The following is a 23,694-nucleotide window of genomic DNA, read 5'->3' as shown; positions in this document are numbered from 1 at the left end:
TCTCTCCTTACTGCTAAACTTTTCGTTTCAAGCGGTACACGTACGCTAAAATTTCGGCTACCGCTTTAAAAAACTCTTCCGGAATCATATCGCCAACTTCCGTTTGCCGATAAAGCGCCTGGGCAAGCGGACGATTTTCTACCGTCACGACATCATGCTCTTTTGCTAGTTGCTTGATTTTTAGCGCAACGTAATCGACACCTTTTGCCACAACCATCGGTGCATCCATTTTTCCGTCCTCGTACTTTAGTGCTACCGCATAATGCGTTGGGTTCGTTATGACAACGTCGGCTTTCGGAACCTCTTGCATCATCCGCCTCATCGCCATTTCCCGCTGCTTTTGCTTGATCTTTGATTTAATTAATGGATCGCCCTCTGTTTTTTTGTATTCGTCTTTAATATCTTGTTTTGACATTCGAATATTTTTTTCAAAGTCAAAGCGTTGATATAAATAATCAAAAATGGCGAGAAACAACAGCGCTGAAGAAGCATAAAGCCCCATTTTTGCCGTTAAACTAGCTAACGAGCTTAATGTCGTGCTTATTGATTTCGTTGTTAACGACAAAATATGATCAATCTGAAACCATAACAATGCAAACGTAACAAGTCCGACAACACTGATTTTTAAAATCGATTTTAAGAGTTCTACAATCGCTCGCAGCGATATCATTCGCTTAAACCCTTGAACGGGATCAAGCCTATTCCATTTCATTTTCAACGGTTCTGTCGTAAACAAAAAACCGACTTGCAAAAAATTGGCTAAACAAGCGGCGATGACTGCCGCGAAAAAAATGGGTGCAACGAGCATCGCCATATTTTTCAGCCAAGTGATAGAAAGACGGTGAACCGAGTCAATGGTTAAATCAACTCGTGCATATTGTTCGAAAGATTGATACATGAAGTGCAAAAGCTTTTCTTTATAAAAAGTTCCTAAGAAGTACAAAACAAGAAAAACAACAAGCATCACAATCGCGGTATTGATGTCGGCACTTTTGGCAACTTGTCCTTTTTCTCGCACTTCTTGCCGCTTTCTAGGCGTCGCTTTCTCCGTTTTTTCGCCGGCGAAAAATTGTAAATCAAGGCGCAACTCATTCATTTATGTGCCTCCTAAAAGCTTCATCAGCTCACGCATCGCCAAAAACATCATGTCGAACAAATGGCGGACAGCGATAAACAGCGTTGCCATCGTTACAATCAATAATATAAACGCCGCAGCAATCTTTACTGGAAAACCGACAACGAAAATATTAAGCTGCGGTACGGTGCGGGCAACAATTCCAAGCGCAACATCGACTAAAAATAAGGAGCCAACAAGTGGAACCGACATTTGAAAAGCAATAATAAACATCGTGCTAAACGATTTGACAATGTATTTAGCGACATGGCCGTGGTCAAAATGCGGCCAATGATCAAGCGGGATAAAACGATAACTGTAAAATACTCCATCTAGCAGCAAATGATGTCCATCGACTGAGAGCAACAACAATAAAGCAAACGTATAAAGATATTGCCCCACTAGCGGGCTTTGCGCACCCGTTTGCGGATCGATGACATTGGCAATGGCAAACCCCATTTGAAAATCAATCAGCCCGCCAACGATTTGAATCGCCGACACAATCATATAGGCAAATAGACCTATAAAAAGACCGACAAGCACTTCTTTAACTACTAGCAGCACATACATTCCGTCTAAGGGGATTGCCGGTTTAGAAATGGAAAAAAACATCATCCAACTTAGAAAAAAGGATAGCCCGATTTTATGTACCGCTGGAATCGTTCGATACGAAAACAGCGGCAATGTCGCAAAAAAGGAAGCGACCCGCGCAAAAACGAGCAAAAATGCTGGAAAATGTAATAATAATTGCTCCATCACTCATCAGCCTATAAATTTTGTTAAGTTATTAAAAATCTCATATGCATAGGACACCATTCTCGATAACATCCAAGGCCCGAAAAAAATAAGTCCGATTAATACCGCAACAATTTTGGGCACAAATGCAAGCGTCTGCTCTTGAATTTGCGTCGTTGCTTGAAAAATGCTGACAATCAGTCCAACGGCAAGAGCCAATAAGAGAAGCGGACCGCACACGATTAAAATCATATACACTCCCCGCTCCGCCATATGAATGACAAAATCGGCACTCATTTTTGCCACCTACTTTACTGAAAGCTTTCTAACAAAGATTTCACGACTAAATACCATCCATCAACAAGGACAAACAATAAAATTTTAAACGGCAATGAAATCATCACAGGCGGCAGCATCATCATTCCCATCGACATCAAGACACTTGCAACGATCATATCGATGACAAGAAACGGAATAAAAATCATAAATCCCATTTGAAACGCCGTTTTTATTTCGCTGATCGCAAATGCCGGAACAAGCGTCGTAAGCGGGATATCTTGTACGGATTTCGGTTTTTCTGCACCGCTATAGGACAAAAATAAAGCCAAATCTTTTTGCCGTGTATGTTTGCTCATAAACTCTTTTATCGGTACAGAAGCACGTTCATACGCTTGCTCTAAACTAATTTTTTCTGAAAACAATGGTTGCAACGCTTGGTCGTTTATCTCTTTAAAAGTCGGGGCCATAATGAAAAACGTTAAAAATAGCGCTAAACCGACCAGCACTTGGTTTGGCGGCATTTGCTGCGTTCCAAGCGATGTGCGAACGAACGATAAAACGATAACGATGCGTGTAAAGCATGTCATCATAATTAAAATGCCAGGAGCGATGGACAATACAGTTAATAATAATAATAGTTTTACAGACATAGAGACATTTTCAGGAGCGACTTGGTTAAACATTTGCACAAATTCATTCATCGGATGTCGTTCCTTTCCGTTTGACATGCTTCAATAATTCTTTCCGCTTGACTGACAGCTCCTGCATTTCTTTTAAAAACATATCGCGAAACGAATCATGACGATCACTTGTCTGTTTTCGTTTCTCTGTTAAGTAATCGCGCAGACGAGCACCCCATTTGCTTGGTTCTAACATTTGCTGCAATCGTTCATGATGCAGCGCCAAAATTTCTTCTATCTCTTTTTCATCATCGATTTCTCGCAATAGTTGAATCGATTCGCCAACTCCAATCACAAGAATGCGATTTCCTACTTTTATTAATTGGACCGAACGATTTGTTCCAACGCTTGTCCCACCAAGATGCTCAATAACTCCTTTTTTTCCAGTAAACAACTGGCCGCGATGATGGAGAAATTTTAGCAATCCATAAATTAATAAAAGTACAAACACTGTTGCCCCAATAAGTTTAATGACATCCCAAACGGATAAAGCCGAACCTTGCTCTTTTTGAGTTGATGTAACTTTTTTATGCGAATCCGTTTGTTGTTCGCACAAGTCAGGATGCTGCAAACATTCATTCACCGTTGGCGATTGCTCCGCAAAAACAGGAAAGCCTGTTTGCGCAGCAATCGTGATGACGATACATAAAAATAATGGAATGATTCGTAACCGAAACAAACTTGTTCCACCTCTTATATTTATCCAAGCGTTTTATTAATCGCCTCAATGACACGGTCAGCTTGGAATGGTTTTACAACGAAATCCTTTGCTCCCGCTTGAATAGCATCAATCACCATTGCTTGCTGCCCCATCGCTGAACACATAATGACTTTTGCATTGCTGTCAATTTTCTTAATTTCTTTTAATGCAGTAATACCATCCATCTCCGGCATGGTAATGTCCATCGTTACGATATCTGGACGGGTTTCCTTATATTTTTCAATCGCTTGCAAGCCATCGGCTGCTTCTGCCACTACTTCGTGTCCGTTTTTTGTTAAAATATCTTTAATCATCATTCTCATAAACGCTGCATCATCAACAACCAATATTCTTGCCATTGTCTATCAACCTCCTAAATGATTATTTTAGTCTTTTTAGGCGATCACTTTGACTGATAATATCGGTGACGCGTACACCGAAATTTTCATCAATCACAACTACTTCTCCTTTAGCAATTAACTTATTGTTCACCAATATATCAACAGGCTCTCCCGCTAATTTATCCAATTCGATAATAGAGCCTGATGACAAACTTAAAATTTCCTGAACAGAACGTTTCGTACGACCAAGTTCGACGGTTACTTGAAGCGGAACATCAAGAAGAAGCGATAAATTTTTCACTTCTGCATCCGCTGACGGGGATGGTTCAAATTCAGCAAAATCAACCGATTGAATTTGTCGTTCTCCCGCTCTAGCATACGTCCCAAAATGATTTGTATCGCGATGAGAAGGAGCTGTTTCATGTGTAACATAATTTTCCGTTTTAGGAAGTTCGTAAGACGGCGATGTATCAATTGTTTCAGCCGTTACTGATTGCTTAGAAAGCGCCGCTTCTTGCATAACGGTTTCTTTCCCTGCTTCTTTCACACCGCTAGAAGAGTCTGTTTCACTAGTTGAATGAAGGAGCTGTTGCACAAGTTCTTTCGCAAAATCAACTGGCAATAATTGCATAATATTTGAATCAATTAAATTGCCAATTTTCAACCGAAAAGAAACTTTAATAAATACGTCTTCATCCGGCAAATATTCAATTCCTTCCCCTTCTTTGACATCTAGCAAGTGAACGGTTGGGGGAGAAATATCTACACGTTTTCCGAAAATAGTGGACATCGATGTCGCTGCCGATCCCATCATTTGGTTCATTGCTTCTTGCACAGCGCTTAATTGAATCTCTCCTAATAAATCAGCCGCACTTTTTCCATCTCCACCTAGCATTAAATCCGCAATGATAGCTGCATCTTCTTGTTTAATAACAAGCAGATTCGTTCCTAAAAGTCCATCTGTATAATTTACTTGAATCGCTACATACGGTAATGGAAACTCGTCAGCTACATTTTTTCGTTCAATGACCGAAACGCTTGGGGTCGTAATTTCCACTTTTTGATTTAACAATATCGAAAGCGCTGTTGCCGAGCTTCCAAACGAAATATTGCCAATTTCCCCTAGCGCATCTTGCTCAAGTGGCGACAATACATCATCTAGCTGCGGAATTTTATCACTTTCGCCTGGTCCGCGCAGCAGCGCATCAATTTCATCTTGGGATAACATATCATCATTCATCATTGTAATTTTCTTCCCCCTTAAACGTATCTAAAATTTGTATCGCCAACTTTTTATTTCGCTTTCCGGGCTGGCCAATAAATTTTGGAATATCCCCTACTTTAATAAGAAGCGGTTGATGAATGGACTGATCGAGCTCAATAACATCACCGACTTCCAGCTGTAAAAATTCTTGAATGGTAATCGTTGCACTTCCAAGCTCAGCAATAATAGGAAGTTTTGCAAAGCGAATTCGCCTATCGATCGCTTTTGTTTCTTCCGGTAAACTTTCTTTTTTCTGCGTTTGCATCCAATAATGGACGGAAAGCTTAGGAATAATCGGCTCTAGCACAACATGCGGTATACAAATATTAATCATTCCGCTCGCCTCGCCAATTTGTGTGTTTAACGAAATAACGACAACCGTGTCATTCGGTGATATCATTTGCAAAAACTGCGGATTTACTTCAAAATCGGTGAAAATAGGATCAATCTCTGCCACCGATTCCCATGCATCACGCAAATTGGAAAAAGCTTTATCAAATAAATTGGACATAATTTTTGTTTCAATTTCTGTTAAATTATCTACTTTATTCATACTTGTTCCTCTTCCGCCCATTACACGATCAAGCATCGCATAGGCGATATTTGGATTCACTTCTATTAATATATGGCCATTGAGCGGTGGTACTTCAAAGATGTTTAAAATCGTCATTTTCGGAATGGAACGAATAAACTCTTCATACGGAATTTGGTCGGCAGATGCCACCGATATTTGCACATATGTACGCAATTGCGCCGAGAAAAAGGTAGTTAATAATCTTGCAAAATTTTCATGAATGCGCGTTAGACTGCGAATTTGATCTTTCGAAAAACGAAGCGCCCGCTTAAAATCATATACTTTAACGCGCTTTCCCTCTTCTTCTTTTTTTAATTCTTCCGCGCTCATTTCTCCCGCGGACAGCGCCGCTAACAGCGCGTCTATTTCGCTTTGTGATAATACTTCACCGGTCGTCATGTGCTCGTTTTCCCCCTTTTTAAGTACAAGCTATTGGAGGATAAAGGAGGTAATATATACTTGCTCCACTGTTCCTTCTTGCATAATTTGGTTAATTTGTTGTTTTAAACGTTCTTCTAAATCAGTCATGCCTTTTTTTCCTTTAAAATTTTCCGCTTTCATTTCAGAAAGCTCTTCGATAATAATATTTTTAATTTGAAAATCGCGTTTTGCCGCTTCTTCTTTTCCTTCTTCACTGTTTGCTTGAATTTTAAAGGAAACTTTCACATAACGTCCATCTGCTAAATTTGTTGTTATTTCTGGGATATCGATCGAGCTCGCCACGATTTCATCGGCACTTGGCGCGCTGTGATCTTTTTCTTCGGTTAGTTTCATCACAGCAATTAAAGCTACGGTGCCAATGAGAGCAATAATAACAAGTATAATTACCATCGTTTTTATTACATTACTTTTCACTTTTCCGATCCTCCTAAACCTTCCGGTAAGCGCACCACTGCAACTTGTCGATAAAAATCGTTCGCCAATCGAATAACCTCTTGTACGGATTCACGTACGACAAACTTTTTTCCGTTTGTTAACGTAATCGTTGTATCGGGAAATGCTTCCACTTGTTCAATATAAATCGCATTTAACACAAACTTTTTTCCATTTAGCCGTGTTAATGTAATCATGTATGTACAGGGTACTAGACGGCAGCTAGTACCCTCCCCCCTTTACTATTTCTTCAAGTTGACAAGCTCTTGCAAAATTTCATCCGATGTTGTAATAATGCGCGTATTCGCTTGGAAGCCGCGCTGCGCGACAATCATTTCCGTAAACTCTTCCGCAAGATCGACGTTGGACATTTCCAGCGTACCAGCGACAATAGTGCCAGTTCCATTAGCACCAGGAGCGCCTGTAGTTGCTGTACCAGAGTTAGCTGTTTGTCTGAAAAGATTGTCTCCTGCCTTTTCTAATCCGTCATTATTAGGAAATTTCGCTAATTGGATGGTGCCAGCGGTCTGTAATTGCCCACTTGCATTTACGTAGCTTACAGTTCCATCTGCACCGATACTAATGCTTTGTGCAGTTTTAGGAATTCCGATACGCTCACCACTTGTGTTGAGTAAATAGCGTCCGTCAGCGCTGACGATATATCTGTAATCATCATCTCCGGAATCTAAGTAAAAATTTCCTGTTCTTGTGTATACTAGATTACTTCCATTTGCATCTCCCAAGACGAAAAACCCATCTCCAGAAATCGCTAAGTCTAACGGACGTCCTGTCGTTTGCAAGCTTCCTTGCGTATGGACAGTATCAATCGCTGCCAGTTGGGATCCTAGACCAACTTGTTTTGGGTTTACACCGCCGCGGTTTGCTGTCGGACCGCTTGCCCCTGCAATTTGCTGGCTTACTAAATCTTTAAAAATCGTTCTTCCTTTTTTAAATCCATATGTATTGACGTTGGCGATGTTATTCCCAATGACATCCAGCTTTGTTTGGAAATTTCTCATTGCGCCAATTCCCGAATACATAGAACGAAGCATTGTGTTTCCTCTCCCTTTCTTTATTTAGATTCCACTTTCACCACAAGACTCGCTTTGATCGTTGTGCCATTATCAAGTTCTAGAAAAATTTGCTGATCTTTTTGTGACACCGATTTAACGATCCCGCTTTTTGTGTTTTCATCCTCTTGCCAATAAACGTTTTTGCCAATCCATTCGCTGTAACGAAGCAGGGCATGATCATGTTGTGTTTTTATAAATTGTTCGATCATGCTTGAAATATTGATCATTTGTTCCAAAGAGGAAAAGCTCGCCATTTGCGCAATAAACTCTTTATCCTCCATTGGATTTAACGGATCTTGGTTTTGCAATTGAACAAGCAAAATTTTTAAAAAATCATCTTTTCCTAATATTTGATTTCCCGTTTTCCGCTCGGGCGGCTTATAGTTATCCAATAGCAAACTTGAATCAATTCCATTTGTCACGCTTTTCCCTCCTATACTTTCCTATCGATCATTTCTGACATCAACGTATGGAAAGGAGGCTGTTTTTTCGCTTTCTCTTCTTTTCGCTGCTGCCGTTCTTTTTGTTCATGCCCGCGTTCTTCTTGATAAAATGCAGGCGCATGGCGATCTTGCGTCAATACATTCCATTTTTCCACCGTTATATTTTCCGTTGACAAAACTTGCTGAAGTTGCGATAAATTTGCATCTAAAAGCTCTTTTGCCGAATCCGTCGAAGCGATTAGCTTTGCTGTTAATGTCCCATGTTCCCGTACAATCTTTATGGTCAATGTTCCTAAATGTTCAGGATAAAGGCGAATGACAAATTGCGCATTTCCGTTTTTGAAACGAGTAAATCGGCCTGATTGGATAATATTTGTAAATTGTTGAAGAAATGCCTCATTTGCCTTTTGTTCTGACAACGTTTGATCAACGGCAATAATCGGTACGTTCTCTTTCGACATCATGATATTTCCATTTGGCAACAACCTATTAAACGGTTGTATAAGGGATTCTTTCTGTCTCTCTACGTTTTCAGCAGCCGCTTTGTCTCCTAATGTGGAATCAAAGCTTTTACTAAAAGCAGATGAAAGTGAAAACCGATTTTGCAACATCGATCTTTCTGTTTTTTTACTTTTCTCTTCTTGCCTATCCAATCTTGTCAGCACTTCTCGCAAAAACGATTGTATATCGATCTGTTTTTCACTTTCTTTCATGATGCTGTTTTGCTGCAAAGGCTGTATATCGTTATCAAAAAAGGAATACAAACGGGACGCTACTTCGTCATTTATAACATTGCTTATTTGTTCTACTGACATATCTTTATCCGCAACATTGCTTATTTGCTGGATTAACTGTATGATCGCTTCTTTATCTACTACATTATTTAACTGTTCGATTGAACGGTTGGGAAAAATAGAATGAAAATTAGTTTGATTGGTATCTATCATGTTGTTCAACAGGAAAAGAAGAAAAGAAAACGATTCTTCTATCCTAAATTCGCCGGTTACGTCTTCCTGTTCTTTCGATGGCGTGGAAAAACGCTCATTAGAAACAAGAACGTTTCCTTCTTCATTTTTTGCATCCGTTTCGATCATCGCCAGCAGCTGCTGAAACGGACTGCATTCCTCTTTTTCCCCTGCTAGCTTAAGAGTTGATTTTTTTGGCGGTCCTACTATTGGTTGACCGAACTGTTGATAGCTAGTTCCAATTTTCACCTTGCCGCCTCCTCAACGGGTGGATTTTCTTCAGCGCGTTTTGCCAGCATCGACGTATATTTTGCCGCATCATCTGGCGGCATTTTCTCTAAAATGGCCGCCGCTTTATCACTGTCTAGTGAGGATAAGATCGTCAGTACATCGCTTTCCGGCATTTTTGTTAAAATCATTGCAGCGTTTTTCTCTGACATCGTTTCATACATGCTCGCAATGTCTTCCATCGTTGTGTTGTTCGTTGTGTTCATCGTTGCGGCTTGGTCTTCAGGAAGTTCCTCTTTGTTTGCTTCCATCAATGATAATTGCTCCTCCAAACGTTCCATCTCTTTTTTTAGCCGGTCCACTTCCTGTTGTTTCGCCGATAATTCATTTTCCAGCTCGTTAATTTTCTTTTTTTGTCTGTCGATTATTTCGTTTTGCTTTTCAATCGTTGTTTCTAACTTTCTTTGTATTTTGTGCACATCTACCAATTGCGAGATAATCGGAATATTTTTGCTGAATGTTTTTACCGTATCAAGAACGTTAACTCCCGCAATGGTCATAATGACAAGAGCTAATGCCGCCGCAAACAACGATGGAATGACAATGATAAATAAAAACCATTGGAGTTTGCTTTCTTTTTCTTCTCTCTCCATTTCTTGATTTTGTGCCATCTTCTAATCTCCCCGATGTACAAAACGTTGAATCGAAATTTCATCCATCCATTTATTTTCTGCGGTTCTTTCCGCATCGAAAGCAACTTGTATATATTTTTCTTTCATTTTTTCATATTTTTTTACTTCTATGTTAAGCTCTGTTAATTTCATTTGCTTCCGGTGCATTTGTTCTCTTGCTTGCATCACTAGAAGCTGATAATGGTGGATCGTTCGTTCAAGATTGGAAATAAACTGCTGGAAGTGGCGAATTTCTTGAATGGACAATCCTGATTGAAGTTTTTGTTTATGGATTTCTTCATATTGTTCTTTTTGCTTAAGAAAGTGGTATAATTTTTCCGCCACTTCCTCAAAGCGCCGTACGGCTTCATTGTATTCTCCTGCTGCTTGATGTTTCTCATTTTCTTTCATTGTTAAAACTTTTTGCAGCTTAAATGCGTATCCCATTTTTTTCACCCTGCATGGATTAGGTCAATTAGCATTTCAATGCTTTTGTCTTTTGTTATTTTTTCATGAATATCTTGTTTGCAAAAGGAAATGATTTTTGGATAATAACGAATCGCTTCATCAATTTCGTTTGACGATCCTCGTTTGTACGCCCCTATATTGATTAAGTCTTCCGAATTAATATAAGTGGATAGAAGCTGGCGCAGTTTATCTGCCGCTTGCCGATGTTCTGGTGTAATAATATGATTCATTACGCGGCTAACGCTTTTCAATACGTTAATGGCTGGATACTGTCCCCTATTGGCTAAGCTGCGTTCAAGGACGAAATGCCCGTCCAAAATGCCGCGTACCGTATCAGCAATCGGCTCGTTCATGTCATCGCCGTCAACAAGTACGGTATAAAATGCGGTAATAGTGCCGTAAGCGCTTGTCCCTGTACGCTCTAATAATTTTGGTAAGATAGCAAACACGGACGGAGTATACCCTTTTGTTGTCGGCGGCTCGCCGATGGCTAGTCCAATTTCTCGCTGCGCCATGGCAACGCGTGTGACAGAGTCCATCATAAACATCACATCCATCCCTTGGTCGCGGAAATATTCCGCAATCGCTGTGGCGGTATACGCTCCTTTTACACGCATGAGCGCAGGCTGATCAGAAGTGGCAACGACAACGATAGAACGGGCCAAACCTTCCGGACCGAGGTCCCGTTCAATAAATTCACGGACTTCACGTCCGCGCTCACCAATTAATGCGATAACATTTATATCCGCATTCGTGTGACGGGCAATCATCCCCATTAACGTGCTTTTTCCAACTCCCGAACCGGCAAAAATTCCGACGCGCTGCCCTTTGCCAACCGTTAACAAGCTGTCAATGATCCGAACCCCAACTTCGATCGGTTCGTTGATCGGCGGCCTTGCAAGCGGATTGGGCGGATTGCGCTCAATCGAAATAGGATGCAATCCCTTCGGCAATGGGCTGCCATCTAGTGGATAGCCGAGAGGGTCAAGCACTTGCCCGATTAATGGCGAGCCAACGTGAATTTGCAACGGTTTTCCAGTTGCTTCAACAATACATCCTGGTGAAATATGCTGAACAGTCGAAAACGGCATTAACAATACATGTTGCTCTTTAAATCCAACTACTTCTGCCGCAATCAATTGTTTTTGCCTGCCGCTTCTAGTGTGAATATAGCAAATGTCGCCGACTGAGCTTTCCGGTCCTTTCGCTTCAATCATTAAGCCAATGACCCGTGAAACTTTGCCAAACCGTTTATAAGTGTCCATCTCGTCGATTTCATCGAGCAGAGCTTGCCAATTCAGTGGATACCCCCTCCTTCATTCGTTCGAACAGCTTCTCTTTTATTTGCTCAAGCTGTGTATCAACACTTGCATCGATGCGTCCGAACGGGGTTTCAATGATGCAGCTATATTCCGCAAGCTGCAAATCTGGATGAATGAACACATCCGCTTCATGGTGAAATAACGCTTTTAATTCTTCTTTTTGTTGCACGACCGTTTCATAAGAAAGCGGATGGACGTAAATCGTTACTTCCGTTTGTTCCCGAACTTCTTTAATCGCCCGCTTTACTAGTGATAAAAAATAGTCGTGATTTTCCGCTAATTTTTCACCGATAATACGCTCTGCTACTTTCATTCCAATGCGGAGGATCGTTTCTGCGGATGCATTGATTTGTTCATAAAATTGAACATTTGCTTTTTCTGTAATTTGTCTCGCCTGTTCAATCAGCTCGCGATAACGATGCAGCGCTTCTTCTTTTCCTTGATGAAATCCGTCTTGATATCCTTCTTCACGCGCTGATTGGATAAGCTGCTCCTTTTCTATATGCCACGCTTCTTGTTCTTTCAACAATTGCTGCCGAATAGATTCATAATATTGTTCTGCTTCCCGTTTGATTTGTTCCGCCTCATACTTGGCGTGTTCAATAATGGTCTCATGATTTTCTTGCTGTTTTGCCGTTTCGTTTTGCTGTTCAAGAAAAAGTCGTTTAATTTCAATCGTTTTTTTAGCAGTACGATTTGTTTTTGTAAAAGGAGCTTTAATGACGTTAGACAATAATATCATCTCCCCCACCGCGTGCAATCACAATTTCCCCTGCTTCTTCCAGGCGGCGAATCACTGCGACAATCCGTGACTGCGCTTCTTCAACATCACGTAAACGGACAGGACCCATAAATTCCATTTCTTCCTTAAATGTCTCTGCCATGCGCGTGGACATGTTGCGAAACACAATCTCTTTTACTTCATCGCTTGCCACTTTGAGCGCTAGCATTAAATCATTGTTATCCACTTCACGAATCACGCGCTGGATTGCGCGATTATCAAGAGTGACGATATCTTCAAAGACAAACATTCGTTTCTTAATTTCTTCGGCAAGTTCAGGATCTTGAATTTCAAGGGCATCGAGAATCGTCCGTTCTGTGCTGCGGTCCACCTGATTTAACACTTCCACTACCGCTTCGATGCCGCCGGCTTGTGTATAATCTTGCACAACCGTTGTCGATAGTTTTCGTTCTAAAATTTGCTCCACTTCATTAATAATGTCAGGAGATGTGCTATCCATTAACGCGATGCGTCGCGCAATATCCGCCTGCATTTCTTGCGGCAGTGCCGATAAAATTTGTCCTGCTTGCGCCGGTTCAAGATAAGAAAGAATAAGGGCAATCGTTTGTGGATGTTCGTTTTGAATAAAATTTAATAGTTGCGTTGGATCCGCTTTACGGGCGAAATCAAACGGCCGCACCATCAAGGCGGACGTTAACCGGTTAATAATATTCATCGCTTTTTCCGGACCGAGCGCCTTTTCCAGCACTTCTTTTGCATAAGCGATCCCGCCTTGTGCAATATAATCTTGTGCCAGTGCAATTTGATGAAATTCTTCCAGCACTTCTTCCTTTGCGTCTGCTGTCACTTGCCGCATATTCGAAATTTCTAACGTTAGTTTTTCAATTTCTTCTTCTGACAAATGTTTATAAACGGAGGCGGACACATCTGGACCAAGGGAAATGAGAAGGATCGCTGCTTTTTGTCTCCCTGTTAACCCTCCTTTTTTGTCGCGCTTTGCCATTTTCCGTTCCTCCTACTCTTCCGATAGCCATGTTCGCAACAGCTTTGCAAATTCGTCCGGCTTTTCTTTCGCTAATTTTTCCAGCTGCTTGCGGCGCATCGTCGATTCTGTTTCGTGCTCTTCGCGAATATCCGGAATTTCTTGAACCATTGGCTGCTCCAAAACGTCTTCCTCTTCTTCCTCTTCTTCCTCTTTACGTCTGCGCCACAATAAGATGAGCAATGCAATAAGAAGAACAAGGCCAATTCCACCGATGATGTATACCCACATTGGAATCGTCTGTTTTGGTTCCGTAAATGTTGGTTTTCCGTTAAATTTCTGAACAGAAACAACGATGCGATTTTGAATATCCTGATCGGTTAATGTTTGGCCATCTTGCTTATTAATCGATGTTCTGACAATCGTTCCTAATATTTTTTGAATATCGTCGATCGTTTGCTGTGACAAAGAGTTTGGATTTTTCGGATTTGGCGGCTCAACCATTACTTGAATGCCTAAATCACGAATTTTATATGGACTTTCGACGATATGTTTTTTGATCTTATTCACTTCGTTATTAATCGTTTCCTCGGTTCGCTCATAATCTCCATTTGTCTCGCTTGCTCCAGCCTGATAGCTTGGCACTTCGTTTTCTCCCGTACCAGCCACGCCTCCCGGCTGCGCTCCGTTTCCAGAGTACGTTTCTTTAATGCGTTGCACGCTGACGGCAATGCCTTCGTTATTTTTTTCATCCACCGGAGCAACAAGGTTTTCTTCCCGGTTTTCCTGCGTAAAGTCCACATCAGCCGTTACGGATACAACGACTTTATCCTGCCCCATCATTGTTCCTAACATTTGCTGTACTTGCCGTTGAATATCTCGTTCAATTTGTTTTTTAATTTCTTGCTGTGTGGCAAACGTTGTGCCTGTCGAAAAATTTTCGTTATTTTTCAAATCAAAATACTCAAAAAACTGGTTCATAATGACGATATTATCTGTAGGAAGGTTAGGAACACTTTTAGAAACAAGATGGTACAACGCCCTAATTTGCTGATCGCTAAATTGATAACCAGGTTTTGTTTTTAGCACGATCGATGCTGAAGCTTCCCCCTGATGTTCAGAAACAAACACGCTCGGCTGTGGAAGATTAATCATTACTTTTGCGTCTTCTACACCATCGATGCTTTTAATTAAATTTGCCAGCTCATTTTGCATTGCTTCGAGTTTGACAACATTAAACTCGTTATCCGTCATTCCGAAGCTTGCATTTTTTCCAAAATAAGAATAATCAATGGTGCCGCTGTTTGGAATTCCTTCTGCCGCTAAATCAACTTTTAAGGAGTTTACTAACTCTTTTGGCACTTTAATCGTGGTGCCGTTATCTGCTACTTCCGATTTGATTCCTCGCTGGTCTAACGTTGCTTTAATTTGCCCCGCTTCCTGTGGTGTTAAATTGCTATATAACGGCACAAACTCTGTTCTTGTCGCAAAAAAGATGGCTGCGCCAGCCATAAGCAAGAAAAGAGCGAGGCTAGCAATGATCATCCATTTTTGTTTTTTTGTTCTCTCTTTCCAAAATAAGGTAAATCGACTTAGCCATTCTTTTAATTTGTTGCTCATACTATTCCCCCGACTATTTCACAATCCATATGCTATATTTGCATTCGCATCATTTCTTGATATGCTTCAATCACTTTGTTGCGCACTTCCAGCGCAAGCTGCAAGGAAATGCTTGCTTTTTGCGCAGCAATCATTACTTGATGCAAATCGACATTTTCGCCTTTCACCAGCTTTTCTGTCAGCTGATCAGCCTGTACTTGCTGTTCATTTACTTTATTCAGCGCATCTTTCAAAAACGCGGAAAACGCCTTTTGCGCATCAGCTGGTTTCGTCGCTTGTGAAGCAGCGTTTGCCGCCTCTGAAAATAAAGTGCGATGAATTCCTTGTACCATCACGCATACCCCTTTATTTTTACTTTCCGATTTCTAATGCTTTCATTAACATTCCTTTTGTCGCGTTAAAAACCGTTACATTCGCTTCATATGAACGTGTTGCGCTTATTAAATCGACCATTTCCTTTAACGGATCGACATTAGGAAGACGTACATATCCGTCGCGGTCTGCGTCAGGATGAGAAGGATCGTAAACAAGTTTAAAAGGAGTTTGATCCTCCATAATTTTTGTTACTTTCACTCCGTTGCCAACGGAAGCACGGCTATTCATCGCGGTTTGTAAATATGTAGAAAATCCTTCCTGACGCGGTTCCATCACAACGAGCTTGCGCCGATACGGTTCCCATTGTCCATTAACGAATCGAGCGCGAGTCGTATCGACATTGGCCATATTGGAGGAAATTACATTCATGCGCAACCGCTGCGCCGTGAGCGCAGATGCTGTTATATCTAAACTTTGAAAAATAGACATAATTATTTTCCTCCCTTAATGACCGTTTTTAACGTTGTGAACTTTCCGTTCAATTGCTCGACTAAAGCGTTGTAATAAATTTGATTTTCTGCCAAATATGACATTTCTTGATCAATATCAACATTATTTCCATTATGATTGTATACTACATTGGTCCTTGACGTCACGAGAAATTTGTTTGTCATTTGACGGGTAAACGGAAGATGTTTCGGATTTGTTCGCTTTGCTTCTAGCGGTTGAAGCGCTCGGTCTAGTTCTGCCCGAAACCGCACTTCTTTTGCCTTATAATTGGGCGTGTCTACATTGGCGATATTGTTTGCAATCACTTTTTCCCTTAATGACGCATAATCCAGCCCTTGCTCTAGCATCATAAATGTACGCGAAAACAGTGACAAAGGTATCCCCTCTTTTATCCTATTTTTTCGACAATATATGCTAATATTCATTTTACGAGAATGAAAAAATATTGTATAGCCGGAAGATTGTACTATTTTTTTCATCCTAAATAGAAAAAAAGACGAAATTTGTCTATGTCTGTCGTTTTTATATTATTATAAATGTACTAAAATCGCTGTCCAAACAAATGTTTTGACATATAAAAAACCGGCCTAAAAGCAAGTCTGCTTTTAGGCCAGTTTTCTTATTTTATTAACTGGATTTCAATTTTTCTAATTCTGTCAAAAACTTATCATTTAACACTTTAATATATGTTCCCTTCATACCAAGCGAACGTGATTCAATCACACCGGCGCTTTCTAGTTTACGAAGAGCATTTACGATAACAGAACGAGTAATGCCGACACGGTCAGCAATTTTACTTGCGACAAGCAACCCTTCTGTACCGTCTAGCTCTTCAAAAATATGTTCGATCGCTTCTAGTTCGCTATAAGAAAGCGAGCTGATTGCCATTTGTACGACCGCTTTGCTGCGTGCTTCTTCTTCAATTTCCTCCGCTTTCTCACGCAAAATTTCCATGCCGACAACCGTTGCGCCATACTCTGCTAGAATGAGATCATCATCGTGAAATTCACGATCCAATCGCGATAAAATAAGTGTTCCGAGCCGCTCGCCGCCACCATTGATCGGCACAATTGTCGTCAAACCTGTTTTAAATAAATCGCGATTTTCCACTGGAAACGCGGTATATTCGCTATTAATATCAATGTTAGGAGACGTTTCTGTAATGTTAAACAGATTTTTCGTATACTCTTCTGGAAATTGACGTTCTTCTAACATTTTTTTCATTCTCTCATTTTCAATCGATTGCTTAATCGCAAAGCCGAGCAATTTACCGCGACGGCTCACAACGAATACGTTTGCTTCAATTACCTCGCAAAGCGTTTCTGCCATTTCTTTAAAGTTTACCGGTTTTCCCGCTGCTTTTTGCAGCATTGCGTTAATCTTTCTTGTTTTTTGTAATAAATTCATTTTTTTCATTCTCCTCCTCATTTAATGTTACAAAATGAATTCACTCAAATCTTTGTTTTTGACAATGTTGCCTAGTTTTTGTTCGACATACTGAGGTGTAATGACTACTTTATCTAGCGTAATATCCGGAGCTTCAAACAATAAATCTTCAAGCAGCTTTTCCATGATCGTATGAAGGCGTCTTGCTCCGATATTATCGGTTGTCTGATTCACTTCAAAGGCGACTTCGGCGATCTTACGAATAGCATCGTCAGAAAATTCAAGATTTATACCTTCCGTTGCAAGAAGCGCCTTATATTGTTTAATAAGAGCATTATCAGGCTCTACTAATATTTTTACGAAATCGTCAACTGAAAGTTTCGTTAGCTCGACACGAATCGGAAACCGGCCTTGCAACTCTGGGATTAAGTCGGACGGTTTTGCCATATGAAATGCTCCGGCAGCGATAAACAATATATGATCTGTCTTAACAGGTCCGTATTTCGTCATAACGGTGGAGCCTTCAACAATTGGCAAAATGTCGCGTTGCACACCTTCTCTCGATACATCCGCTGAAGAAGCGGCTTGCCCGCTGCGCGCAATTTTATCGATTTCATCGATAAAAATGATGCCAGACTGTTCGGCAAGACGTATTGCTTCCTGTGTTACTTCATCCATGTCGATTAACTTCTGCGCTTCCTCATTCGTAAGCACTTTACGCGCTTCTCTTACTTTTAATTTGCGTTTTTTGCGGCGCTTCGGAATGAGGCTGCTTAGCGCGTCTTGCATATTCATTCCCATTTGCTCAATGCCGGCCCCTTGCAAAAAGTCAAAAAACATCGGCTGTTGTTCTTCTACTTCGATTGTCACCATTTCATCTTCCAGCTGACCGTTCGCCAGCTGCCAAGCGACTTGTCTCCGTTTTTGTTCGATGTGATCGTCTTCATACGTTTGATTTGTATCTTGCTGCGATGTTTGCGCTCCACCGAATAATAGTTCAAGAGGGTTTTTCATCGTTTGTTTTTGCTTTCCCGGCACTAATAACTCAACAAGCCGTTTATTCGCTTGCTGTTCAGCGCGATCTTTCACTTCGTTCATTTTCCGTTCTTTTACTAATCGAACGGACGTTTCCACAAGATCGCGCACCATCGATTCGACATCGCGGCCGACATATCCAACTTCCGTAAACTTTGTTGCCTCCACTTTGACAAACGGAGCGCCAACCAACTTCGCCAACCGTCTGGCGATTTCCGTTTTTCCGACCCCTGTCGGACCGATCATTAAAATATTTTTCGGGACAACTTCATCCCGTAATTTTTCATCAAGCAAACTGCGGCGATAACGATTTCTTAGCGCAATCGCAACTGCTTTCTTCGCTTCCTTTTGCCCAACGATAAATTGATCAAGCTTTTCGACAATTTGCCGAGGCGTTAATGCTTCTGACACCGCTGTCCCTCCTCTCTTTTTATAGTTCTTCCACAATAATATGGTCATTCGTATACACACAAATATTTGCGGCTATTTCTAGCGCCGCTTTGGCAATCTCTTTGGCCGATAGCTGATCTCCTGCGTATTGTTTTAATGCACGTCCTGCCGCTAGCGCGTAATTTCCGCCAGAACCGATCGCTAATATTCCGTCATCCGGTTCAATGACTTCACCAGTTCCTGATACGAGAAGCAAATGGCGTTCATCCATCACGATTAGCATTGCCTCTAAGCGCCGCAATACTTTATCGCTGCGCCATTCTTTTGCTAATTCCACAGCGGCGCGCGGCAAGTTCCCATTAAATTCTTCTAGCTTTCCTTCGAACATCTCAAATAATGTAAACGCATCTGCGACCGATCCGGCAAATCCTGCTAACACTTTTCCTTGAAATAATCTCCGTACTTTTTTCGCTGTATGTTTCATCACCACTGCATTGCCAAACGTTACTTGACCGTCTCCTGCCATCGCAGCCTTTCCATTATGATGAATCGCAAAAATCGTCGTCGCGTGGAACTGTTCCATCGCTATCCATCCTCCTTTTTGCTCGCGGCAGAGTTATGCTCGCGGATGCGTATGTAAATAAATATGGCGCAGCCGGTCTTTCGTTACATGGGTATACACTTGTGTTGATGAAAGATGCGCATGTCCAAGCAATTCTTGAACTGTACGCATATCGGCCCCTTCATTTAATAAATGAGTCGCAAACGTATGTCTCAGCACGTGTGGGCTAATATTTTGAGTAAGCGCCGCTTTTTTTACTATTTCATCCAAAATATAACGCACTCCCCGAGGTGTTAACGGATTGCCGCGGGCATTGACAAACAAATAAGCATGAGCGCTTTTTGCTTTTTGCAAAAGCTCACGCCGTCCATGATGAATGTAACGCTCCAATGCTTCTTTGGCAAAACGGCCAAACGGGACATAGCGCTGTTTATTCCCTTTCCCATGAATCAAAATGGTGGAAACAGAAAAATCGATATCAGAAAGTTGAATGTGACAACATTCACTAACACGGACGCCCGTCGCGTAGAGAAGCTCAAGAATCGCTTGATTGCGTTGGCCGATCGCTGTATTAACATCATTGACATAAAAAAGTCTTTCTAATTCCTGCTCATATAAAAAATTAGGAATTTTTTGTTCTTTTTTCGGAAGTGCAGCGAGCGCAAACGGATTTTCTTTTACCTTTTTTTCCCGCAGCAAAAACTTATAGAAGCTTCGCAAACTAGAAATTTTCCGTGAAATGGAACGGCTTGACTGTTTTCGTTCATACAGCTTCGTCAAATAGAGACGAACATCATTATACGTTACTTCATGCAGATGATGAATCCCTTGTTCATTCATAAACTCGAAAAACTGCTCTACATCTCGTTGGTAACACACAATAGTATATTGTGAATAATTTTTCTCGATTTGTAAATATTCTATGAACAATTTTAACGCAATTTTCGAATTTTCCATTTTTCACACCTCACAAAGGCTACTAAATATTAACATATATTAATAGCCCTTGCAATCTTTTTTAATAAAATTCTGAATTGTATCCAATGCCCGTTGCGCGTATCGTTCATTGCGGCGCTGTTTATCTTTGATTTTTTCTTCTAGAGGTGCAAACAAACCGAAATTAGCATTCATCGGCTGAAAATGATTTGGATTCGTCGACGTAATGTAATGCGCCATGCTGCCAATTGCTGTTTCACGCGGAAAAACAACAAGTTCTTGCCCTAATACAAGCCGTGCTGCGTTAATTCCTGCGACAAGCCCCGATGCTGCTGATTCCACATACCCTTCGACACCGGTCATTTGTCCAGCAAAAAATAAATCGTCACGCTCTTTATATTGATACGTTGGCCGCAATAATTTTGGCGAGTTGATAAACGTATTGCGATGCATCACGCCATAGCGGACAATTTCTGCATTTTCTAGCCCCGGAATAAGGCGAATTACTTCTTTTTGCGGGCCCCATTTCAAATGTGTCTGGAATCCGACAATATTGTAAAGCGTACCTGCCGCATCATCTTGCCGAAGCTGAACAACCGCGTATGGACGCTTTCCGGTACGCGGGTCTTCCAAACCAACCGGTTTCATCGGCCCAAATAGAAGCGTCTTTTTCCCTCGCCGCGCCATTACTTCAATCGGCATGCAGCCTTCAAAATAAATTTCTTTTTCAAACTCTTTTAATGGAACCGTTTCTGCGGAAATGAGCGCTTCGTAAAAGCGGTCGAATTCTTCTTCTGTCATCGGGCAGTTGATATACGCAGCTTCGCCTTTATCATAACGCGATTTGACATATACTTTATCCATATTAATGCTTTCTTTTTCGATGATTGGAGCAGCGGCATCGTAAAAATATAAATATTCTTCTCCCGTTAGCTCTTTTAGCCGCTCGGATAATGCTTTAGACGTTAATGGCCCTGTTGCGATAATCGTTGGGCCAGACGGAATTTCTGTCACTTCTTCACGAATAACGGTCACATTCGGATGCCCTTGGACAAGATTGGTTACACGCGCGGCAAACTCATGCCGGTCTACAGCAAGCGCACTTCCCGCCGGAACAGAGCATTCATCTGCTGCCTTCATAATGACAGAATTCAAGCGGCGCATTTCTTCTTTTAATACGCCGACTGCATTTGTTAATGAATTAGCACGCAACGAGTTGCTGCAAACAAGTTCCGCAAATTTATCTGTATGGTGAGCAGGCGTTTGCTTCACCGGTCTCATTTCGTAAAGGCGGACATGGATGCCGCGGTTGGCAAGCTGCCATGCCGCCTCACTGCCTGCCAAACCTGCGCCAATGACATTTACCGTTCGTTCGTTCACCATATATTCCTCCTTTATTTGTCAAGATTGTGGTGCTTCTTCGTAATCACATGCCGTACATTGCACTTGCAAGCCTTTTTTCAGTTTCTTTTCCACTAGCAAGCCGCCGCATTTCGGGCAAGGGCGGGCAAGCGGTTTATCCCACGAGACGAAATCGCATTGTGGAAAACGGTCGCAGCCATAAAAAATCCGCTTTTTCTTACTGCTGCGCTCCACAATATTTCCTTCGCGGCATTTCGGACATTTTACCCCGATTTCCTTAACGATCGGCTTTGTATTGCGGCATTCCGGGAAATTGGAGCAGGCGACAAATTTGCCGAATCGCCCCATTTTATATACCATTGGGCTTCCGCACACTTCGCAGTCGACTCCCGCCGGCTCGTCTTTAATCTCGACTTCTTTCATTTCCTTTTCCGCGGTTTGCAGCCGCTTTTCAAATTCCTGGTAAAATTCGTCGACCACTTTCACCCATTCTACTTTTCCTTCCTCGATTTCATCCAAATTTTTCTCCATTTTCGCTGTAAACTCCACGTCAATGATTTCTGGGAAAAACTCTAACATTAGTTCTAACACGATTTCTCCAAGTTCTGTTGGAACAAAACGTTTATTTTCTAGCACGACATAGTTTCGTTTTTGAATCGTATCAAGCGTCGGCGCGTACGTAGACGGCCGGCCGATGCCAAGCTCTTCTAGCGTTTTCACAAGCCGCGCTTCCGTATAGCGAGGAGGCGGCTGAGTAAAATGCTGCTTTGGTTCAATATCTTTGCTGAAAACAGTTTCCCCTTCCTGCAAATCCGGAAGAAGGCGATCTTGTTCATCCGTTTGGTCATCCGTTCCCTCTACATATACTTTCATAAAACCAGGAAATTTTACTTTCGAGCCGCTTGCCCGAAAGATCACCCCTTCATTTTCAAGTTCAATGCTCATCGTATCTAACAGTGCGGCTGCCATTTGGCTTGCGATAAAACGTTCCCAAATTAACTTATACAACCGAAATTGATCGCGGGTTAAATATGGCTTTACCTTTTCCGGCTCGCGAAATGCAGATGTCGGACGAATCGCTTCATGCGCATCTTGCGCATTGGCATTTTTCTTTTCTTTTCGCTTTTCTTGTGCGACAAATTCTTTTCCAAACGTCGCTTCTATATAAGATAGTGCCTCTTGCCGTGCGCTTTCTGATACTCTTGTCGAGTCTGTACGCATATAGGTAATTAAGCCGACCGTTCCTTCACTGCCAAGATCAATTCCTTCATATAGCTGCTGGGCGATCATCATCGTTTTCTTCGTTCGAAAATTAAGCTTGCGCGCTGCTTCTTGCTGCAAGGAAGACGTTGTAAACGGCGGCACTGGATTTCGTTTCCGCTCCTTTTTTGCCACCGATGTCACCGTAAAGTGGTTGCCGTTTATGCGTTGTAAAATCGCGGCAACGTCTGCTTCCTTTTTTAATTCAAGCTTTTGCCCATCCACTCCGTAAAAAGAAGCAGTAAACGTTTCATTTCCTTTTACAAATTCGGCTTGAATCGTCCAATACTCTTCCGGCTGAAATTGTTTAATTTCTTTTTCGCGGTCGATGATCAAACGCAGCGCTACAGATTGAACACGCCCCGCGCTCAATCCTTTCTTCACCTTTTTCCAAAGAAGCGGGCTAATGTTGTATCCAACCAGCCGGTCCAACACTCGGCGCGCTTGCTGCGCGTCAACAAGATTCATATTGATCGGACGTGGATGTTGAAATGACTCTTTAACCGCATCCTTCGTAATCTCGTTAAATACAACGCGGCAGTCGGAATGAATATCAAGGTCGAGCATATTGGCTAAATGCCAAGCAATCGCTTCCCCTTCGCGGTCCGGGTCCGCGGCAAGAAACACTTTTTTTGCTTTTTTCGCTGCTGTTTTTAATTCTTTAATGATTGGCCCTTTACCGCGAATCGTAATATACTTTGGCTCATAGCCATTATTTATATCAACGCCCATTTGGCTTTTTGGCAGATCGCGAACATGTCCCATCGAAGCTTTTACTTTATATTTTTTTCCTAAATATCGTTCGATCGTCTTCGCTTTCGCTGGCGATTCCACGATGACAAGATAGTCTGACATCAAACTTCC

28 protein-coding genes are annotated in these 23,694 nt (G+C 41.7%); all 28 read right to left on the bottom strand.

The window, feature by feature from the left end; all coding sequences use genetic code 11:
• Nucleotides 1–13: 13 nt before the first annotated feature.
• The 28 genes from flhB to topA all read right to left on the bottom strand — a co-directional run bounded on the left by flhB (nucleotide 14) and on the right by topA (nucleotide 23,685).
• Nucleotides 14–1,096, bottom strand: a complete 1,083-nt coding sequence (gene flhB / locus B9L23_RS06445; protein WP_015863461.1) for a flagellar biosynthesis protein FlhB — start codon at nucleotides 1,094–1,096, stop codon at nucleotides 14–16.
• Nucleotides 1,097–1,870 carry a flagellar biosynthetic protein FliR gene (gene fliR / locus B9L23_RS06440; protein ID WP_015863460.1) on the bottom strand — a complete coding sequence of 258 codons (774 nt, stop codon included), beginning with the start codon at nucleotides 1,868–1,870 and terminating at the stop codon, nucleotides 1,097–1,099.
• Nucleotides 1,871–1,876: 6 nt separating this feature from the next.
• The gene (gene fliQ / locus B9L23_RS06435) at nucleotides 1,877–2,146 is read right to left on the bottom strand and encodes a flagellar biosynthesis protein FliQ (protein ID WP_062678217.1); all 270 of its coding nucleotides are present in this window, start codon (nucleotides 2,144–2,146) and stop codon (nucleotides 1,877–1,879) included.
• A 14-nt stretch (nucleotides 2,147–2,160) separates the two neighbouring features.
• Nucleotides 2,161–2,829 carry a flagellar type III secretion system pore protein FliP gene (fliP, locus tag B9L23_RS06430; protein ID WP_015863458.1) on the bottom strand — a complete coding sequence of 223 codons (669 nt, stop codon included), beginning with the start codon at nucleotides 2,827–2,829 and terminating at the stop codon, nucleotides 2,161–2,163.
• Entirely contained in the window at nucleotides 2,822–3,487 is a 666-nt protein-coding gene (gene fliZ / locus B9L23_RS06425; RefSeq protein WP_089097075.1) for a flagella biosynthesis regulatory protein FliZ, read from the bottom strand. Before fliZ ends, fliP begins: the two co-directional genes overlap by 8 nt.
• A 20-nt stretch (nucleotides 3,488–3,507) precedes the next feature.
• Complete coding sequence (locus B9L23_RS06420) at nucleotides 3,508–3,867, bottom strand: response regulator (RefSeq protein ID WP_013401257.1); 360 nt, start codon at nucleotides 3,865–3,867, stop codon at nucleotides 3,508–3,510.
• A 22-nt stretch (nucleotides 3,868–3,889) separates the two neighbouring features.
• Nucleotides 3,890–5,092 carry a flagellar motor switch phosphatase FliY gene (gene fliY / locus B9L23_RS06415; protein WP_089097074.1) on the bottom strand — a complete coding sequence of 401 codons (1,203 nt, stop codon included), beginning with the start codon at nucleotides 5,090–5,092 and terminating at the stop codon, nucleotides 3,890–3,892.
• Entirely contained in the window at nucleotides 5,082–6,086 is a 1,005-nt protein-coding gene (fliM, locus tag B9L23_RS06410) for a flagellar motor switch protein FliM (RefSeq protein WP_062753386.1), read from the bottom strand. Before fliM ends, fliY begins: the two co-directional genes overlap by 11 nt.
• Before the next feature lie 30 nt (nucleotides 6,087–6,116).
• A complete protein-coding gene (fliL, locus tag B9L23_RS06405; RefSeq protein ID WP_089097073.1) occupies nucleotides 6,117–6,542 on the bottom strand; it encodes a flagellar basal body-associated protein FliL in 426 nt (141 codons plus the stop codon).
• Nucleotides 6,539–6,757: a flagellar FlbD family protein gene (locus B9L23_RS06400; protein ID WP_015863453.1), complete on the bottom strand. Its 219-nt coding sequence runs from the start codon at nucleotides 6,755–6,757 to the stop codon at nucleotides 6,539–6,541. The genes fliL and B9L23_RS06400 overlap by 4 nt, the downstream gene beginning before the upstream one ends.
• Nucleotides 6,758–6,802: 45 nt before the next feature.
• Nucleotides 6,803–7,612, bottom strand: coding sequence for a flagellar basal body rod protein FlgG (flgG, locus tag B9L23_RS06395; RefSeq protein WP_081188579.1), 810 nt, complete (start codon nucleotides 7,610–7,612; stop codon nucleotides 6,803–6,805).
• Between the two features lie 20 nt (nucleotides 7,613–7,632).
• Nucleotides 7,633–8,055 (bottom strand): flagellar hook assembly protein FlgD, encoded by a 423-nt coding sequence (gene flgD, locus B9L23_RS06390; RefSeq protein WP_081188581.1) that lies wholly within the window; start codon nucleotides 8,053–8,055, stop codon nucleotides 7,633–7,635.
• A gap of 11 nt (nucleotides 8,056–8,066) precedes the next feature.
• Nucleotides 8,067–9,290, bottom strand: a complete 1,224-nt coding sequence (locus B9L23_RS06385) for a flagellar hook-length control protein FliK (protein ID WP_089097072.1) — start codon at nucleotides 9,288–9,290, stop codon at nucleotides 8,067–8,069.
• Nucleotides 9,287–9,940 carry a MotE family protein gene (locus B9L23_RS06380; RefSeq protein ID WP_089097071.1) on the bottom strand — a complete coding sequence of 218 codons (654 nt, stop codon included), beginning with the start codon at nucleotides 9,938–9,940 and terminating at the stop codon, nucleotides 9,287–9,289. The genes B9L23_RS06385 and B9L23_RS06380 overlap by 4 nt, the downstream gene beginning before the upstream one ends.
• Before the next feature lie 3 nt (nucleotides 9,941–9,943).
• A complete protein-coding gene (gene fliJ, locus B9L23_RS06375; protein ID WP_089097070.1) occupies nucleotides 9,944–10,387 on the bottom strand; it encodes a flagellar export protein FliJ in 444 nt (147 codons plus the stop codon).
• A 5-nt stretch (nucleotides 10,388–10,392) separates the two neighbouring features.
• Complete coding sequence (gene fliI, locus B9L23_RS06370; RefSeq protein WP_245842298.1) at nucleotides 10,393–11,673, bottom strand: flagellar protein export ATPase FliI; 1,281 nt, start codon at nucleotides 11,671–11,673, stop codon at nucleotides 10,393–10,395.
• A 10-nt stretch (nucleotides 11,674–11,683) separates the two neighbouring features.
• A complete protein-coding gene (gene fliH, locus B9L23_RS06365; protein WP_089097068.1) occupies nucleotides 11,684–12,472 on the bottom strand; it encodes a flagellar assembly protein FliH in 789 nt (262 codons plus the stop codon).
• Nucleotides 12,456–13,475, bottom strand: a complete 1,020-nt coding sequence (gene fliG / locus B9L23_RS06360; RefSeq protein WP_015863445.1) for a flagellar motor switch protein FliG — start codon at nucleotides 13,473–13,475, stop codon at nucleotides 12,456–12,458. Before fliG ends, fliH begins: the two co-directional genes overlap by 17 nt.
• 12 nt (nucleotides 13,476–13,487) lie before the next feature.
• Nucleotides 13,488–15,074 (bottom strand): flagellar basal-body MS-ring/collar protein FliF, encoded by a 1,587-nt coding sequence (fliF, locus tag B9L23_RS06355; RefSeq protein ID WP_089097067.1) that lies wholly within the window; start codon nucleotides 15,072–15,074, stop codon nucleotides 13,488–13,490.
• A gap of 32 nt (nucleotides 15,075–15,106) precedes the next feature.
• Nucleotides 15,107–15,406, bottom strand: coding sequence for a flagellar hook-basal body complex protein FliE (gene fliE, locus B9L23_RS06350; protein WP_089097066.1), 300 nt, complete (start codon nucleotides 15,404–15,406; stop codon nucleotides 15,107–15,109).
• A 19-nt stretch (nucleotides 15,407–15,425) separates the two neighbouring features.
• Nucleotides 15,426–15,878 (bottom strand): flagellar basal body rod protein FlgC, encoded by a 453-nt coding sequence (gene flgC, locus B9L23_RS06345; RefSeq protein ID WP_089097065.1) that lies wholly within the window; start codon nucleotides 15,876–15,878, stop codon nucleotides 15,426–15,428.
• Between the two features lie 2 nt (nucleotides 15,879–15,880).
• A complete protein-coding gene (flgB, locus tag B9L23_RS06340) occupies nucleotides 15,881–16,273 on the bottom strand; it encodes a flagellar basal body rod protein FlgB (RefSeq protein WP_081188591.1) in 393 nt (130 codons plus the stop codon).
• A 253-nt stretch (nucleotides 16,274–16,526) separates the two neighbouring features.
• Nucleotides 16,527–17,306, bottom strand: a complete 780-nt coding sequence (codY, locus tag B9L23_RS06335) for a GTP-sensing pleiotropic transcriptional regulator CodY (protein ID WP_062753404.1) — start codon at nucleotides 17,304–17,306, stop codon at nucleotides 16,527–16,529.
• A 27-nt stretch (nucleotides 17,307–17,333) separates the two neighbouring features.
• Nucleotides 17,334–18,731: an ATP-dependent protease ATPase subunit HslU gene (hslU, locus tag B9L23_RS06330; protein WP_062753406.1), complete on the bottom strand. Its 1,398-nt coding sequence runs from the start codon at nucleotides 18,729–18,731 to the stop codon at nucleotides 17,334–17,336.
• A gap of 19 nt (nucleotides 18,732–18,750) precedes the next feature.
• Nucleotides 18,751–19,293, bottom strand: coding sequence for an ATP-dependent protease subunit HslV (gene hslV, locus B9L23_RS06325; protein ID WP_015863438.1), 543 nt, complete (start codon nucleotides 19,291–19,293; stop codon nucleotides 18,751–18,753).
• A gap of 33 nt (nucleotides 19,294–19,326) precedes the next feature.
• Entirely contained in the window at nucleotides 19,327–20,229 is a 903-nt protein-coding gene (gene xerC, locus B9L23_RS06320; protein ID WP_081188593.1) for a tyrosine recombinase XerC, read from the bottom strand.
• Between the two features lie 39 nt (nucleotides 20,230–20,268).
• Entirely contained in the window at nucleotides 20,269–21,591 is a 1,323-nt protein-coding gene (gene trmFO / locus B9L23_RS06315; RefSeq protein WP_062678230.1) for an FADH(2)-oxidizing methylenetetrahydrofolate--tRNA-(uracil(54)-C(5))-methyltransferase TrmFO, read from the bottom strand.
• 18 nt (nucleotides 21,592–21,609) lie between these two features.
• Complete coding sequence (gene topA / locus B9L23_RS06310; protein ID WP_062678231.1) at nucleotides 21,610–23,685, bottom strand: type I DNA topoisomerase; 2,076 nt, start codon at nucleotides 23,683–23,685, stop codon at nucleotides 21,610–21,612.
• Nucleotides 23,686–23,694 lie beyond the last annotated feature (9 nt).

Origin of the sequence: Parageobacillus galactosidasius (genome assembly GCF_002217735.1) — a bacterium.
Lineage (GTDB): Bacteria > Bacillota > Bacilli > Bacillales > Anoxybacillaceae > Parageobacillus_B > Parageobacillus_B toebii.
Note: the sequence above shows the minus strand (reverse complement) of the source record. Positions and strands in the feature narration are given on the sequence as shown.